14 protein-coding genes are annotated in these 15,237 nt (G+C 64.9%); 5 read left to right on the forward strand and 9 right to left on the reverse strand.

Annotated features, from left to right (window positions below; translation table 11 throughout):
• Positions 1 to 2,418, forward strand: a complete 2,418-nt coding sequence (gene gyrB / locus KDW96_RS12175) for a DNA topoisomerase (ATP-hydrolyzing) subunit B (protein WP_255836516.1) — start codon at positions 1 to 3, stop codon at positions 2,416 to 2,418.
• A gap of 198 nt (positions 2,419 to 2,616) precedes the next feature.
• Here gyrB and KDW96_RS12180 read toward each other — a convergent pair whose 3' ends face one another.
• On the reverse strand, positions 2,617 to 3,225 hold the full coding sequence (locus KDW96_RS12180; RefSeq protein ID WP_255836517.1) for a hypothetical protein: 609 nt from the start codon (positions 3,223 to 3,225) through the stop codon (positions 2,617 to 2,619).
• A 310-nt stretch (positions 3,226 to 3,535) separates the two neighbouring features.
• On the opposite strand from KDW96_RS12180, the gene KDW96_RS12185 reads away from it, so the two are divergent.
• Positions 3,536 to 4,498 (forward strand): IS1595 family transposase, encoded by a 963-nt coding sequence (locus KDW96_RS12185; protein ID WP_255836518.1) that lies wholly within the window; start codon positions 3,536 to 3,538, stop codon positions 4,496 to 4,498.
• A 286-nt stretch (positions 4,499 to 4,784) separates the two neighbouring features.
• Here KDW96_RS12185 and KDW96_RS12190 read toward each other — a convergent pair whose 3' ends face one another.
• The 4 genes from KDW96_RS12190 to glyQ all read right to left on the reverse strand — a co-directional run bounded on the left by KDW96_RS12190 (position 4,785) and on the right by glyQ (position 9,198).
• On the reverse strand, positions 4,785 to 5,558 hold the full coding sequence (locus KDW96_RS12190; protein WP_255836519.1) for a lysophospholipid acyltransferase family protein: 774 nt from the start codon (positions 5,556 to 5,558) through the stop codon (positions 4,785 to 4,787).
• A 35-nt stretch (positions 5,559 to 5,593) separates the two neighbouring features.
• Positions 5,594 to 6,130 carry a D-glycero-beta-D-manno-heptose 1,7-bisphosphate 7-phosphatase gene (gene gmhB, locus KDW96_RS12195; RefSeq protein WP_255836520.1) on the reverse strand — a complete coding sequence of 179 codons (537 nt, stop codon included), beginning with the start codon at positions 6,128 to 6,130 and terminating at the stop codon, positions 5,594 to 5,596.
• Positions 6,131 to 6,199: 69 nt separating this feature from the next.
• Entirely contained in the window at positions 6,200 to 8,254 is a 2,055-nt protein-coding gene (gene glyS / locus KDW96_RS12200) for a glycine--tRNA ligase subunit beta (protein WP_255836521.1), read from the reverse strand.
• Positions 8,251 to 9,198 (reverse strand): glycine--tRNA ligase subunit alpha, encoded by a 948-nt coding sequence (gene glyQ / locus KDW96_RS12205; protein WP_255836522.1) that lies wholly within the window; start codon positions 9,196 to 9,198, stop codon positions 8,251 to 8,253. The genes glyS and glyQ overlap by 4 nt, the downstream gene beginning before the upstream one ends.
• An 83-nt stretch (positions 9,199 to 9,281) precedes the next feature.
• Between glyQ and KDW96_RS12210 the strand changes: the two genes are divergently transcribed.
• The 3 genes from KDW96_RS12210 (at position 9,282) to KDW96_RS12220 (ending at position 11,208) form a co-directional block, all read left to right on the forward strand.
• The gene (locus KDW96_RS12210; RefSeq protein WP_255836523.1) at positions 9,282 to 9,836 is read left to right on the forward strand and encodes a DNA-3-methyladenine glycosylase I; all 555 of its coding nucleotides are present in this window, start codon (positions 9,282 to 9,284) and stop codon (positions 9,834 to 9,836) included.
• Between the two features lie 97 nt (positions 9,837 to 9,933).
• Positions 9,934 to 10,821, forward strand: a complete 888-nt coding sequence (locus KDW96_RS12215; protein WP_255836524.1) for a lysophospholipid acyltransferase — start codon at positions 9,934 to 9,936, stop codon at positions 10,819 to 10,821.
• 123 nt (positions 10,822 to 10,944) lie between these two features.
• Entirely contained in the window at positions 10,945 to 11,208 is a 264-nt protein-coding gene (locus KDW96_RS12220; protein ID WP_255836525.1) for a PilZ domain-containing protein, read from the forward strand.
• Positions 11,209 to 11,211: 3 nt separating this feature from the next.
• Here the strand turns inward: KDW96_RS12220 and KDW96_RS12225 are convergent, their stop codons facing one another.
• Genes KDW96_RS12225 through fmt form a run of 4 tightly spaced genes read right to left on the reverse strand, consistent with a single transcriptional unit; the run spans position 11,212 to position 15,215 of the window.
• Positions 11,212 to 11,532, reverse strand: a complete 321-nt coding sequence (locus KDW96_RS12225) for a tetratricopeptide repeat protein (RefSeq protein WP_255836526.1) — start codon at positions 11,530 to 11,532, stop codon at positions 11,212 to 11,214.
• A 45-nt stretch (positions 11,533 to 11,577) separates the two neighbouring features.
• Complete coding sequence (gene trkA, locus KDW96_RS12230; RefSeq protein WP_255836527.1) at positions 11,578 to 12,951, reverse strand: Trk system potassium transporter TrkA; 1,374 nt, start codon at positions 12,949 to 12,951, stop codon at positions 11,578 to 11,580.
• A gap of 12 nt (positions 12,952 to 12,963) precedes the next feature.
• Complete coding sequence (rsmB, locus tag KDW96_RS12235) at positions 12,964 to 14,274, reverse strand: 16S rRNA (cytosine(967)-C(5))-methyltransferase RsmB (protein ID WP_255836528.1); 1,311 nt, start codon at positions 14,272 to 14,274, stop codon at positions 12,964 to 12,966.
• On the reverse strand, positions 14,271 to 15,215 hold the full coding sequence (fmt, locus tag KDW96_RS12240) for a methionyl-tRNA formyltransferase (protein WP_255836529.1): 945 nt from the start codon (positions 15,213 to 15,215) through the stop codon (positions 14,271 to 14,273). Before fmt ends, rsmB begins: the two co-directional genes overlap by 4 nt.
• Positions 15,216 to 15,237: the final 22 nt, after the last annotated feature.

The raw sequence follows: 15,237 nt of genomic DNA on the forward strand, positions 1-15,237 counted from the left end.
ATGAACGAAAACCAAACGTACGACTCCAATAACATCAAGGTCCTCAAAGGCCTGGATGCCGTACGCAAGCGACCTGGTATGTACATCGGCGATACCGACGATGGCAGTGGTCTGCACCATATGGTGTTCGAGGTGGTCGACAACTCGATCGACGAGGCCCTGGCTGGATACTGCAGCGAGATCACCATCACCATTCATCCGGACGAATCCATCAGCGTGCGCGACAACGGTCGTGGGATTCCGGTGGACATCCACAAGGATGAAGGGGTCTCCGCTGCAGAAGTGATCATGACCGTCCTGCATGCCGGCGGTAAGTTCGACGACAACAGCTACAAGGTCTCCGGTGGCCTGCACGGCGTCGGCGTCTCGGTGGTCAATGCGCTGTCCAAGGAGCTGATCCTGACCATCCGCCGTAACGGCAAGATTTGGGAGCAGACTTATGTCCACGGTGTGCCCCAGGCACCGTTGGCGGCTGTGGGCGATACCGACGGCACCGGTACCCAGATCCACTTCCGCCCCTCCGAAGATACCTTCCACAATATTCATTTCAGCTGGGACATCCTCGCCAAGCGCCTGCGTGAACTGTCGTTCCTCAACTCCGGCGTTGGCATCGTCCTCAAGGACGAGCGCTCCGGCAAAGAGGAGCTGTTCAAGTACGAGGGCGGCCTGCGGGCGTTCGTCGAATACCTGAACATCAACAAGTCCACGGTCAATCAGGTATTCCATTTCAGCGTGCAGCGCGAGGACGGCGTCGGCGTCGAGGTCGCCCTGCAGTGGAACGACAGCTTCAACGAGAACCTGCTGTGCTTCACCAACAACATTCCGCAGCGCGACGGCGGCACGCACCTGGCCGGTTTCCGATCGGCACTGACGCGCAACCTGAACACCTATATCGAGCAGGAAGGCCTGGCCAAGAAGCACAAGATCTCCACCACCGGTGACGACGCCCGTGAAGGCCTCACGGCGATCATCTCGGTGAAGGTGCCGGACCCCAAGTTCAGCTCCCAGACCAAGGACAAGCTGGTCTCCTCCGAGGTGAAGACCGCGGTGGAACAGGAGATGGGCAAGTACTTCTCCGAGTTCCTTCTGGAAAACCCCAACGAGGCCAAGGCCGTGGTCGGCAAGATGATCGACGCCGCCCGTGCCCGCGAGGCCGCGCGCAAGGCGCGGGAGATGACCCGCCGCAAGGGGGCGCTGGACATCGCCGGTCTGCCCGGCAAGCTGGCCGACTGCCAGGAAAAGGACCCGGCACTGTCCGAACTCTACATAGTGGAGGGTGACTCCGCCGGTGGCTCCGCCAAGCAGGGCCGCAACCGCAAGACTCAGGCGATCCTGCCGCTGAAGGGCAAGATCCTCAACGTCGAGAAGGCACGCTTCGACAAGATGATTTCCTCCCAGGAGGTCGGGACCCTGATCACGGCCCTCGGCTGTGGCATTGGCCGCGAGGAATACAACATCGACAAGCTGCGCTACCACAACATCATCATCATGACCGATGCCGACGTCGACGGTTCGCACATCCGTACCCTGCTGCTCACCTTCTTCTTCCGCCAGCTGCCCGAGCTGGTCGAGCGGGGCTACATCTATATCGCCCAGCCGCCACTGTACAAGGTCAAGCGCGGCAAGCAGGAGCAGTACATCAAGGACGACGAGGCCATGGAAGAGTACATGACCCAGTCGGCCCTCGAGGACGCCAGCCTGCACGTCAACGAGAGCGCCCCTGGCCTTTCCGGTGAGTCCCTGGAGCGCCTGGTCAACGACTACCGGATGGTCATGAAGACCCTCAAGCGCCTGTCGCGCCTGTACCCCCAGGAGTTGACCGAGCACTTCGTCTACCTGCCTGCGGTTACCCTGGAGCAGCTGGCCGACAAGGACGCCATGCAGGCCTGGCTGGATCTGTTCGCCGTTCGCCTGAAGACCATGGAAAAGTCCGGCCTGGTGTACAAGACCAGCCTGCGCGAAGACCATGAGCGCCACCTGTGGCTGCCGGAAGTCGAGCTGATTTCCCATGGCAACTCCAGCTACATCACCTTCAACCGTGATTTCTTCTCCAGCAACGACTACAAGACGGTCACCAGCCTGGGCGATCAGCTGAACAACCTGCTGGAGGAAGGCGCCTATGTGCAGCGGGGCGAGCGCAAGAAGCCGGTCAGCACCTTCAAGGAGGCGTTGGGCTGGTTGATGACCGAGAGCACCAAGCGTCACAGCATCCAGCGCTACAAGGGGCTCGGCGAAATGAACCCGGACCAACTGTGGGAAACCACCATGGACCCGGAAGTGCGGCGCATGCTCAAGGTGCGGATCGAAGACGCCATCGCCGCCGATCAGATCTTCAATACCCTGATGGGCGACGAAGTCGAGCCACGTCGCGACTTCATCGAGACCAACGCCCTGGCGGTGTCGAACCTCGACGTTTAAGCCGCTGTAAACCGTCAGGCTTACGTAGCATCAAGCGATCAAACAAGAATCCCCGGCCATCACCGGGGATTTTTTTTCATCGGGCTCGGCAGTGCTGGCGACGCCCACACCGTGTTTGCCTGTTTTGAATCCGGGTGATGAGCGCTGGCAGTCCAGGAAGCCCGGCGAGGTAGCCGATCAGTTGGAATAGCCAGCACGCTACGCTGAATACTCAGGTAAGCGCTCGCCCTCCAGATCGTAGGCCTGCCCGGTCAGGTTCATCGCGAGGCGGGTTCCCTCGCAAGCGGCGGTCAGCTCGCCGCCGCAACCCGGGTGAGAGAAACCTATCCGTACCGGTGGAGCTGCTGTATCGAAGTAGTCCACCTCGTACGGAGGAAAGCGTAGGCAATCCTCTGCGCCGCAGTTAAGGCAGCGAGGATGCGTGTTTCTGGCCGCAAGCGCCTGACGAAGGCGTTGATAGTCGCTCAGTCGCGCCTTGGCCGCCTCGAGCTGGGATTCGAGAAAGGGGCGCGCGCTGTCCTTGGGGGTTTTGAACTGCCACCAGCGCTTCCTGGGCGGCGGACTCGTGTCCATCACCCTAAGCCTGGATTGCAGATCGGCCAGCTCGTCCTGCAGCTTCACCTCGGCGTCCGCCGAGGGCAACACTTCAATGGCCCGCAGGTCATCACAGCTGTGACACCAGCCCGCGGCCGAGCTCATCGGTAGCCTTGATTCGCCAGCGAGGTAGTAACCCCTTCCCCAGGTGATTGAGCCTAAGCGCATGAAGCTGCAACTCGTGCATCGGTAGGTCAAAACGGGTAGCGACATGGTGATCTTCCTTGGGAGGGCCATGGAGCAAGCGTGAGCCACGCAAGTCTGAGCCTATAGCCAATGGCTTACACGACGCAGAGGAGTTTGGCGCTATCTCGTCGTCACGGGCTTGATTAATCTATACCCATCCACTGAGCGAAGGAATCGCTCGGAATCATGGATGATGGGCCATCGCAGGACGCGCCGACAGGATGTCGAATGGCCAGGAGAAAACCCGCTTCGGCGGGTTTTTTGTTGGCTATGTACCAACGATGTGTTGCGAGTACTAATCTAAACGGCAGGCATCCAGTCAGGAGGTCCGTCGATCATGGATACTCAAGCCTTTCACCACTGGCTGGCTCAATTGAGCCAGCTCAGCACCCAGCAGCATTCCACCCTTCATCGAGCACTGCAGAACCCGCCGGCGACAGAAGTGCTCGATTGCCTGCCGGCGCTGCAGCGTTGCCCGCATTGCCAGACCAATGCGAATCAGCTTGCGCCCTGGGGTTGGTCGCGCAGTCTGCGCCGCTATCGTTGCCGTAGTTGTCGACGGACTTGCACCGCGCGCTCAGCAACAGGCCTTGCCCGCCTGCACTACCCCGAACGCTGGAAAGACTACGCCCAGGCACTGATTGACGGGCTTAGCGTGCGCAAGGCGGCCCAGGCATGCGGCATCAGCAAGAACACCGCTTTCCTCTGGAGGCACCGCTTCCTGGCTGCAGCGGCTGAGCATCACGCCACGCATGAGGCAGGGATTGTCGAAGTGGATGAGACGTTCTTTCTGGAGTCCTTCAAGGGCCAGAGGCAGTTGCCTCGACCACCCCGTAAACGAGGTGGGGTGAGCGTGACCCGCGGCACGGGTAAAGACCAGATCCCGGTGATGGTGGTGCGCGACCGGGAGGGCCACACCGCTGACTTCAAGTTGGCCAAGCTCGATGCCAATCATGTGCGAGAGGCGTTGATGCCGCTGATCGACCGGGAGGCCGTGCTCTGCAGTGACGGGGCAGCGGTCTACGCCAGCTTTGCCCGGACACAGGGCATCACCCATCAGGTCGTGCATGCCCGCCCCGGCCAGCGCGTGCGCCAAGGCGCTTTCCATATTCAGAACGTCAACGCCTACCACAGCAGCTTGAAGAGCTGGATGACCCGCTTTCACGGCGTGGCCACCCGCTACCTCCCGAATTACCTGGGCTGGCGCCGCATGCTAGAGCGCTATCAGCGGAATATTCGGCCGGCTCACTGCATTCAGGAGGCGGTAGGCAGAACCCTGCAACACGCTATTGGTACATAGCCTTTTTGTTGCCTGTATGAAAGGGCCAGCCCTGGCCCAGGCACCTCTCCTCTTCAGTCCCGCAAGGGCTAGCTGTGTCTGGGCAGTCTTTGTGGCAAGAGGCTTCTCGGCCTTTGGCATCAGACGAAAAAGCCGGCTCAAATAGCCGGCTTCGTTGTGTTTGCAAGAAACTTACCCACTAAAAAGGTAGATTCTGACTATTTGATTTAATACTTATTTTTCAGATAGTTAGGATTCATTTTTTGAAGATATCGAGTTTCCTTGCACAGCTTATCCACAGCTGAGCTCAGGTTGGCTCGACGGACTCGGTGGGCGTCGCATCAGCGCGGAGCGCGCCGATCTCGCGCTGCGCCTGGGCGACCCAGGCAAAGGCGCGGTCGTTCAGCTCGGCGATCGCCCGGGGGCCGCTGCCTTCGGCATGCAGGGACGGGCCTATGACGACCTGGATGGTGCCCGGCCTCTTGCCCCAACCCTCCTTTGGCCAGAACTCGCCGGCGTTGTGCGCCACCGGCAGTACCGGCAGGTTGGCGTTGACCGCGAGGGCCGCACCGCCGCGGGAGAACTTGCCGATCTGTCCGGCGGGGATGCGCGTGCCTTCAGGAAAAATCAGTACCCAGGCGCCCTTCTGCAGGCGCTCGTGGCCCTGCTTGGCGAGCTGCTTGAGCGCCGCCTTGGGGTTGTTGCGGTCAATCGCGATAGGGCTGAGCATGGCCATTGCCCAGCCGAAGAACGGTATGTGCAGGAGCTCGCGTTTGAGCACCTGGCTAAGCGGTTCGAACAGCGCGGAGAGGAAGAAGGTTTCCCAGGTGCTCTGGTGCTTGGCGAGGATCACGCACGGCTGCCGCGGGATGTTCTCCAGGCCTTTCACTTCATAGCGAATGCCGACCAGCACCTTGGCTAGCCAGACGGCGAAGCGGCACCAGGTCTGGTTGACGAAGCGGTAGCGGGCGCGAAACGGCAGCAATGGCGCGACGAAAACGCTGAGGATGCACCAGAAGCAGGCGCTCAGCGCCAACAGCAGGTAAAAAAGGGCGGTTCTAACGGACTGCACTGGCGACATAGGAGCTTTACCGTGGCAGGTCGGAGCCTGCGTTATCAGGAGAGGAGATGGTCGGCGACCGCCGCCATATCCTCGAATACCAGGGTTCCCGCTGGCAATGTTTTGGCCAGGGTACGTTGGCCCTTGCCGGTCTTGACCAATACGGGCTGACAATCGACGGCGCGGGCGGCTTCGAGGTCACCGCTGCTGTCGCCGACGAACCAGACACCGGCCAGCGGGAGCCCGTAGTGCGCGGCAATGGCCTTGAGCATGCCGGGCCTGGGCTTGCGGCAGTCGCAGCCGTCGTCCGGCCCGTGCGGGCAATGAACGATCAGGCCGACTTCTCCGCCCTGCTCCGCCACCATCTGGCGCAGGCGGGCGTGCATCGCCTCCAGGGTCGGCAAGTCATAGTAGCCACGGGCCAGGCCCGACTGGTTGGTGGCCACCGCCACGGTCCAGCCGGCCCTGGACAGGCGCGCGATGGCTTCGATGGCTCCCGGCAGTGGAATCCACTCCTCGAGGCTCTTGATGTAGGCGTCGGAGTCGTGATTGATCACGCCGTCGCGGTCGAGAATCAGTAGTTTCATATCCAAAGCTTCGTGTGGCGGAGCGTGGCGGCCGAGGCCGTAAACCTTGGCCGCCACGCCCGTCCTGGCCGGGGCTCAGCCCAGCACGGAGATATCGGCGACGCCGAGGAACAGGCCGCGCAGACGCGCCAGCAGCGCGTAGCGGTTGGCCCGCACGGCCGGCTCGTCGGCGTTGACCAGTACCGCCTCGAAGAAGCTGTCGACCGGCTCGCGCAGGCTGGCCAGGTGCTCCAGCGCTTCGCGGTAGCAACGGGCGGCCGCCATGGGCAGGACCGCCTGCTCGGCGTTTGCCACGGCCTCGGCCAGGGCCTGTTCGGCGGGCTCCTGCAGCAGTGCGGCGTCGACCTGGGCCGGCACCTCGCCGTCGAACTTGCTCAGCAGGTTGGACACGCGCTTGTTCGCCGCAGCCAGGGCTTCGGCTTCGCTGCGGGCACGGAAGGCCTGGACCGCCTGCACGCGCTGGTCGAAGTCGAGCGGTGCGCTCGGGTTGAGGGCGCGCACCGACTGGTACACCGCCACATCCACACCCTCGTCCTCGTAGCGGGCACGCAGGCGGTCGAAGACGAAGTCCTGCACCTGGGCGGCCAGGCCGTCGGCCTTGACCTTGTCGCCGAACTGCTCGATGGCGAAGGCCACGGCATCGTTCAGATCCAGGTCCAGGCCCTTCTCGATGAGGATGCGCAGCACGCCCAGGGCAGCGCGACGCAGGGCGTAGGGGTCCTTGCTGCCGGTGGGCAGCATGCCGATGCCGAAGATGCCGACCAGGGTGTCGAGCTTGTCGGCCAAGGCCACGGCGGCGCCAGTCAGGGTGCTCGGCAGTTCGGCCCCTGCCCCGCGCGGCATGTACTGTTCGTTCAGCGCCAGGGCGACGTCCTCGGCCTCGCCGTCGTGCTTGGCGTAGTAGTAGCCGGCGATGCCCTGCATCTCCGGGAACTCGCCGACCATCTCGCTGGCCAGGTCGCACTTGCAGAGGATGCCGGCACGGGCGGCACGCTCGGCGTCGCCGCCGGTCCGCTCGGCGATAAAGGCCGCAAGCCTGGAAACACGCTGGGCTTTCTCGAAGACCGAGCCGAGCTGGGCCTGGAACACCACACCGGCCAGGCGCTGGTTGAAGTGTTCCAGCGGCTGCTTCTTGTCCTGCTTGAAGAAGAACTCGGCGTCGGTCAGGCGCGGGCGCACCACCTTCTCGTTGCCCGAGATGATCTGCGCCGGGTCCTTGCTCTCGACGTTGGCCACGGTGATGAAGCGCGGCAGCAGCTTGCCTTCGGCGTCCAGCAGGCAGAAGTACTTCTGGTTGTCCTGCATGGTGGTGATCAGGGCTTCCTGGGGCACCTCGAGGAAGCGCTCCTCGAAGGAGCAGACCAGCGGCACCGGCCACTCGACCAGGGCGCTGACCTCATCGAGCAGCGCCGGCGGCACGATGGCGCTGCCCTGCTGCTCGGCGGCCAACTCGTCGATGCGCCGGGCGATCAGCTCGCGGCGCTCGCTGAAGTCGGCCAGCACGTAGGCGCTGCGCAGGTCTTCCAGATAGGTCGCCGGTGTGCTGATGCGCACCTTGCTCGGGCTGTGGAAACGGTGGCCACGGGACTCGCGGCCGGCCTTCTGGGCGAGGATTTCGCAGTCGATCACGTTGTCGCCGAACAGCATCACCAGCCACTGGGTCGGGCGCACGAATTCATCGCGGCGGGCGGCCCAGCGCATGCGTTTGGGAATCGGCAGTTCGTTCAGCGAGGCCTCGACGATCGCCGGCAGTAAGGCGCTGGCCGGTTGCCCCGGAATGCGCTGGGTGTAGCGCAATTTGGGGCCGCTCTGGTCGATCTCGGCGAGCTCGACCCCGCACTTCTTGGCGAAGCCCAGGGCGGCCTGGGTCGGTTCGCCGGCGGCGTTGAAGGCGGCCTGCAGCGGCGGGCCGTCGAGGTTGTGGCTGCGATCGGGCTGCTGGCTGGCCAGCTGGTCGATCTGCACCGCCAGGCGGCGCGGCGCGGCGTACATGCGGCTGGCCTGGTAGTCGAGGCCGGCGGCCTTGAGGCCCTTTTCGATGCCGGCCAGGAAGGCCTCGCCGAGGCTCTTCAGGGCTTTCGGCGGCAGCTCTTCGGTGCCCAGTTCGACGAGGAAATCCAATGCACTCATTCTGCAGCCTCCAGCTTGGCCAGTACTTCGTCACGCAGTTCGGGGGTGGCCATGGGGAAGCCGAGTTTGCGCCGCGCCTGCAGGTAGCTCTGGGCTACGGCGCGGGCCAGGGTGCGCACGCGCAGTATGTAGCGCTGGCGTTCGGTCACCGAGATGGCGCGGCGGGCGTCGAGCAGGTTGAAGGTATGCGAGGCCTTGAGCACCATCTCGTAGGTCGGCAGCGGCAGCTCCAGGGCGATCAGGCGGTTGGCTTCGCTCTCGTAGAAGTCGAACAGCTCGAACAGCTTGTCGACGTTGGCGTGCTCGAAGTTGTAGGTGGACTGCTCCACCTCGTTCTGATGGAACACGTCGCCGTAGGTCACCTTGCCGAACGGGCCGTCGGTCCACACCAGGTCGTAGACCGAGTCGACGCCCTGGATGTACATCGCCAGACGCTCGAGGCCGTAGGTGATCTCGCCGGTCACCGGGTAGCACTCGATGCCACCGGCCTGCTGGAAGTAGGTGAACTGGGTGACTTCCATGCCGTTCAGCCAGATTTCCCAACCCAGGCCCCAGGCGCCCAGGGTCGGCGATTCCCAGTTGTCTTCGACGAAGCGGATGTCGTGCACCAGCGGGTCGATGCCGATGGCCGCCAGCGAGCCCAGGTACAGCTCCTGGAAATTCTCCGGGTTGGGCTTGAGTACCACCTGAAACTGGTAGTAGTGCTGCAGACGGTTGGGGTTCTCGCCATAGCGGCCGTCGGTGGGACGGCGGCTGGGCTGCACGTACGCGGCGTTCCAGGATTCCGGGCCGACGGCGCGCAGGAAGGTGGCGGTGTGGAAGGTGCCGGCGCCCACTTCCATATCGTAGGGCTGCAACACCACGCAGCCCTGCTCGGCCCAGTACTGCTGCAGGGTCAGGATCAGGTCTTGGAAGGTGCGCACGGCAGGCGTAGTCTGGCTCACGAAAAATTCACCTGTTGAGGCTGCGACAGAAAGGGCGGGAGTATACCCCAATCCGTACAGCCTCCACTGCCCGGGAAGGCCTTATGCCACGCTGCTTCTGGTGCACCGAAGACCCGCTCTACCAAGCTTACCACGACCAGGAATGGGGGGTGCCGCAGCGCGATCCCCAGGCCCTGTTCGAGTTGCTGCTGCTGGAAGGATTCCAGGCCGGCCTGTCCTGGATCACCGTGCTGAAGAAGCGTGCGCGCTATCGCGAGGTGCTGTTCGGCTTCGACCCCGAGCGCCTGGCGCAGCTGAGTGACGAGGAGATCGAGCGGCTGATGCAGGACCCGGGCATCATCCGCAACCGTCTCAAGCTCAGGGCTGCGCGGCAGAACGCCCAGGCCTGGCTCAGGCTGGAGGACCCGGTGGGGCTGCTCTGGTCGTTCGTCGGTGGCGCGCCCAAGATCAACCACTTCAGCGAGCGCAGCCAGGTGCCTGGCGCCACCGCCGACGCCGAGGCCATGAGCCGTGCGCTGAAGAAGGCCGGTTTCACCTTCGTCGGGCCGACCATTTGCTACGCCTACATGCAGGCCGCCGGCATGGTCATGGACCACACCACCGACTGCGACCGCTACGCCGCGCTGATCGCGAGCTGAGCGTGTCGAGGGCGGTGCCGCTCGAGCCGCAGCTCCAACCTGCATGGCGGCCACCGGCGTGGTTACAATAGGCCCTTTGCGATTTCTGGAGTTGCCTGTGGAGAAGCTCAAAGGAGCCCTGGTGGTGGGCTTTCTGTACCTGCTCGCGCTGTTGCCCTGGCGCGCCGTGCAAGGCCTGGGGGCGGCCATCGGCTGGCTGATGTGGAAGCTGCCCAACGGCTCGCGCGACGTCGCCAGCATCAACCTGAGCAAGTGCTTCCCGGAGCTGGATGCGGCGGCCCATCGGCGCCTGTTGCGCGACACCCTGGCGGACATCGGCAAGACCCTGACCGAGAGCGCCTGCGCCTGGGTGTGGCCGGCGCAGAAGTCGTTGGCCCTGGTGCGCGAAGTCGAGGGCCTGGAGGTGCTGCAGCAGGCCCTGGCTTCCGGCAAGGGAGTGGTGGGCATCACCAGCCACCTGGGCAACTGGGAGGTGCTCAACCACTTCTACTGCGCCCAGTGCAAGCCGGTCATCTTCTACCGTCCGCCCAAGCTCAAGGCGGTGGACGAGCTGCTGGCCCGGCAGCGGGCGCAGATGGGCAACCGGGTGGCGCCCTCGACCAAGGAGGGCATCCTCAGCGTCATCAAGGAGGTGCGCCGCGGCGGCGCCGTGGGGATTCCCGCCGACCCCGAACCAAGCCTGTCGTCCGGCGTGTTCGTGCCCTTCTGTGGCGTGCCGGCCCTGACCAGCAAGTTCGTGCCCGGCATGCTCGCCGGCGGCAAGGCGCTGGGGGTGTTCCTGCACGCCGTGCGGCTGGACGATGGCAGCGGCTACAAGGTCGTGCTCGAGGCCGCCCCCGAAGGCATGTACAGCGAGAAGGTCGAGGAAAGCGTGGCGGCCATGAGTGCGGTGATCGAGCGTTACGTGCGTCGCTACCCGAGCCAGTACATGTGGAGCATGAAGCGCTTCAAGAAGCGTCCGCCAGGCGAAAAGAAGTGGTACTAGCGGCGCACTCGCGCTGAAGCGGTGGAAAAATCCCTCTGTCTGAGGTTTTTCTGCCGGCCCCGCTGGGCTTGGCGGGCATCTTGCGCTATTAACTCTGAAGCCCAGTCGAGGAATGTCGCCCCTATGCCCAACCAGCGCCAACACATCCGCACGTCGATGAAGTGCCGAATCAAGATCTGTCATCCGAGCTTCGGTGAGCTGGTGGCCCAGACTCGGGACCTGTCCGACGGCGGGGTCTACGTCAAGCACCCGCAACTGGCCGCCCTGGAGGCTGGCACTCGGGTCACCGGGCAGGTTCAGGACCTGCCGATCGAAGCACCGGTGCTGGAAATGGAAGTGATGCGCGTGGACAGCGAGGGGGTCGGCCTGCGTTTCGTCGAGGACTGAGGCTCAGTCCTGCGGCGCCTGGCGCTGCAAACGCTTGAGAAACACCGTCATCTCCTTCTCCGCCTGCTTGTCGCCGTGGCCCTGGGCCGCGGCGATGCCCTGTTGCCAGGCCTGTTCGGCGCCCTGCCGGTCGCCCAGTTCCAGGCACGCCTTGCCCAGCAGCTTCCAGGCCGCCGAGTAGGCCGGATCGTGCTCCACACAGCGCTGAAAGTGCTCGGCGGCGCGGGCGAATTCGCCGGCATCCAGATAGCCCTTGCCCAGGCCGAAGCGCAGCAGGGCGTTATCCATGCCCTGTGCCAGCATTTTCTCAAGGGATTCCAACATGGCGACTCCGGACTCCGAATGGGCTGGGGATTGTTCGGCAATCCCTTAGAAGAAGGTTAGCCCGACCTGGAACAGGCTCTCGGCATCGCGGATGTATTTCTTGTCGACCAGGAACAGGATCACGTGGTCGCCGGACTCGATCACCGTGTCGTCGTGGGCGATCAACACCTCTTCGTCGCGGATGATCGCGCCGATGGTGGTGCCCGGCGGCAGGGCGATCTCCTCGATCGCGCGACCGACCACCTTGCTTGACTTGGCGTCGCCATGGGCGATGGCTTCGATGGCCTCCGCCGCGCCACGGCGCAGTGAGTGCACGCTCTCGATATCGCCGCGGCGCACATGGGTCAGCAGGGTGCCGATGGTGGCCAGCTGCGGACTGATGGCGATGTCGATCTCGCCGCCTTGGACCAGGTCGACGTAGGCCGGGTTGTTGATGATGGTCATCACCTTGCGTGCGCCGAGACGCTTGGCCAGCAGCGAGGACATGATGTTGGCCTCGTCGTCGTTGGTCAGGGCGAGGAAGATGTCGGCATCGTTGATGTTCTCCTCCACCAGCAGGTCACGGTCCGAGGCACTGCCCTGCAGCACGATGGTGCTGTCCAGGCTCTCCGACAGGTAGCGGCAACGCGCCGCGTTCATCTCGATGATTTTTACCTGGTAACGGCTCTCGATGGCCTCGGCCAGGCGCTCGCCGATATGTCCGCCGCCGGCGATCACCACCCGCTTGTAGCTGTTCTCGAGGCGGCGCATCTCGCTCATCACCGCGCGGATATGCGCCTTGGCGGCGATGAAGAACACCTCGTCGTCGGCCTCGATCACCGTATCGCCCTTGGGCATGATCGGCCGGTTGCGGCGGAAGATCGCCGCCACCCGGGTGTCGACGTTGGGCATGTGCTCGCGCAGCTGACGCAGCTGCTGGCCGACCAGCGGACCGCCGTAATAGGCCTTGACCGCCACCAGCTGGGCCTTGCCGTCGGCGAAGTCGATCACCTGCAGGGCGCCGGGGTATTCGATCAGGCGCTTGATGTAGTTGGTGACCACCTGTTCCGGGCTGATCAGCACGTCGACCGGGATCGACTCGTTGTTGAACAGGCCGCTGCGGCTCAGGTAGGCGGCCTCGCGCACCCGGGCGATCTTGGTCGGCGTGTGGAACAGGGTGTAGGCCACCTGGCAGGCGATCATGTTGACTTCGTCGCTGTTGGTAACGGCCACCAGCATGTCGGCGTCTTCCGCGCCGGCCTGTCGCAGCACCGCGGGAAAGGAGCCGCGGCCCTGCACGGTACGGATGTCCAGGCGGTCGCCGAGCTGGCGCAGGCGGTCGCTGTCGGTGTCCACCACGGTGATGTCGTTGGCCTCGCTGGCCAGGTGTTCCGCCAGGGTGCCACCGACCTGGCCGGCGCCGAGAATGATGATCTTCATCCGCTGTATTCCTCAGCCGCGGTCGGCGGCGATCTTGATCAGCTTGGCATAGTAGAAACCGTCATGGCCGTCTGCCTGGGCGAGCAGCTGGCGGCCATGGGGCTGTTTCAGGCCGAACGGCCCGGCGATATCCAGCTCGCGGGCGCCGGGAGTGCGGGCGAGAAAGCCGGCGATCACCTCGGTGTTTTCCGTGGGCAGGGTGGAACAGGTGGCGTAAAGCAGGATGCCGCCGACCGCCAGGGTCGGCCACAGCGCATCCAGCAGTTCACCCTGCAACTGCGCCAGGGCGGGGATGTCCTCGGCCTGGCGGGTCAGCTTGATATCCGGGTGGCGGCGAATCACCCCGGTGGCGGAACAGGGGGCATCCAGGAGGATGCGCTGGTACGCCCTGCCGTCCCACCACTGCTCGACTGCCCGGGCATCGGCGGCGATCAGCTCGGCCTGCAGGTTCAGCCGCGCGAGGTTCTCGCGCACCCGCACCAGGCGTTTTTCCTCCAGGTCCACCGCCACCACCGCGGCCAGTTCGGGCTGCGCCTCGAGCAGGTGACAGGTCTTGCCACCGGGCGCGCAGCAGGCGTCCAGCACCCGCTGTCCGGGGGCCAGTTCGAGCAGCTCGGCGGCCAGCTGGGCGGCTTCGTCCTGCACGCTGAGCCGGCCTTCGGCGAAGCCAGGCAGGCCGGTCACGTCGCAGGCCTGCTGCAGGCGGATGCCGTCACGGCTGTAGGCGCAGGCTTCGGCCGCGATGCCGGCGTCGCGCAGTTCCGCGAGGTAGTCGTCGCGGCTGCCGTGGCGGCGGTTGACCCGCAGCATCAGCGGCGGGTGGGCGTTGTTGGCTGCGCAGACGGCCTCCCAGTGTTCGGGCCAGTGGGCCTTCAGGGCCTTCTGCAGCCAGCGCGGGTGAGCGGTGCGCACCACCGGATCGCGCTCCAGCTCGGCCAGCAGCTGCTCGCCCTCGCGCTGGGCGCGGCGCAGCACGGCATTGAGCAGGCCCTTGAGCGAGGACTTCTTCAGCTTGTCGACGCAGGCCACGGTCTCGCCAATCGCCGCATGGGCCGGGATGCGGGTGTAGAACAGCTGATACAGGCCGACCAGCAACAGCGCCTCGACATCGCGGTCGGCGGCCTTGAAGGGTTTCTGCAGGAGTTTCTCCGCCAGCAGGGCCAGGCGCGGCTGCCAGCGGGCGGTGCCGAAGGCCAGCTCCTGGGTCAGGCCGCGGTCGCGCGGCTCGACCCTGTCCAGCTGCGCCGGCAGGCTGCCGCCCAGGGAGGCCTTGCCGTTGAGCACGGCGGCCAGGGCGCGGGCGGCGGCCAGACGCGGGTTCATGCGCCCAGCACCGTGCCGAGGGCGAACTGCTCGCGCCGGCTGTTGTACAGGTCGGCGAAGGCCAGGGCCTTGCCACCCGGCAACTGCAGACGGGTCAGGCGCAGGGCGCCGCGGCCACAGGCCACCGTCAGGCCGACCTTGTCGGCGGCGAGTATCTGCCCCGGCTCGCCCTGTTGGTCCGCCAGCTGCGCAGCCAGCACTTTAAGCGTTGCACCGTTGAGCGTGCTGTGACAGATCGGCCAGGGATTGAAGGCGCGAATCAGCCGTTCCAGCTCCTCTGCCGGGCGCGTCCAGTCGAGGCGCGCCTCGTCCTTGTTCAGCTTGTGCGCGTAGGTGGCCAGGCTGTCGTCCTGCACTTCGCCGACCAGCGTGCCGGCGGCCAGGCCGTCGATAGCCTCGATCACCGCCTGGGGACCGAGAACGGCAAGGCGGTCGTGCAGGCTGCCGCCGCTGTCGTCGGCGCCGATCGGGGTGCAGGCCTTGAGCAGCATGGGCCCGGTATCCAGGCCCGCTTCCATCTGCATCACGGTCACCCCGCTCTCGCCGTCGCCGGCCTCGATGGCGCGCTGGATCGGCGCCGCGCCGCGCCAGCGTGGCAGCAGCGAGGCATGGCTGTTGATGCAGCCGAGGCGCGGGGTGTCGAGTACCACCTGGGGCAGGATCAAGCCGTAGGCCACCACCACCATCAGGTCGGGCGCCAGCGCCGCCAGCTCGGCCTGAGCCGCCGGGTCGCGCAGGGACAGGGGCTGGTAGACCGGGATATCGTGCTGCAACGCCAGCTGCTTGACCGGGCTGGGCGTGAGCTTCTGCCCACGACCGGCCGGGCGATCCGGCTGGCTGTAGACCGCGATGATCTGGTGGCGGGTGTCGAGCAGGGCCTTGAGGTGCTCGGCGGCGAATTCCGGGGTGCCGGCAAAGACGATGCGCAGTGCTTCAGTCATGGGGTCTCGCTAAAGAAAAAGG

Source organism: Pseudomonas benzenivorans, assembly GCF_024397895.1.
Lineage (GTDB): Bacteria > Pseudomonadota > Gammaproteobacteria > Pseudomonadales > Pseudomonadaceae > Aquipseudomonas > Aquipseudomonas benzenivorans_A.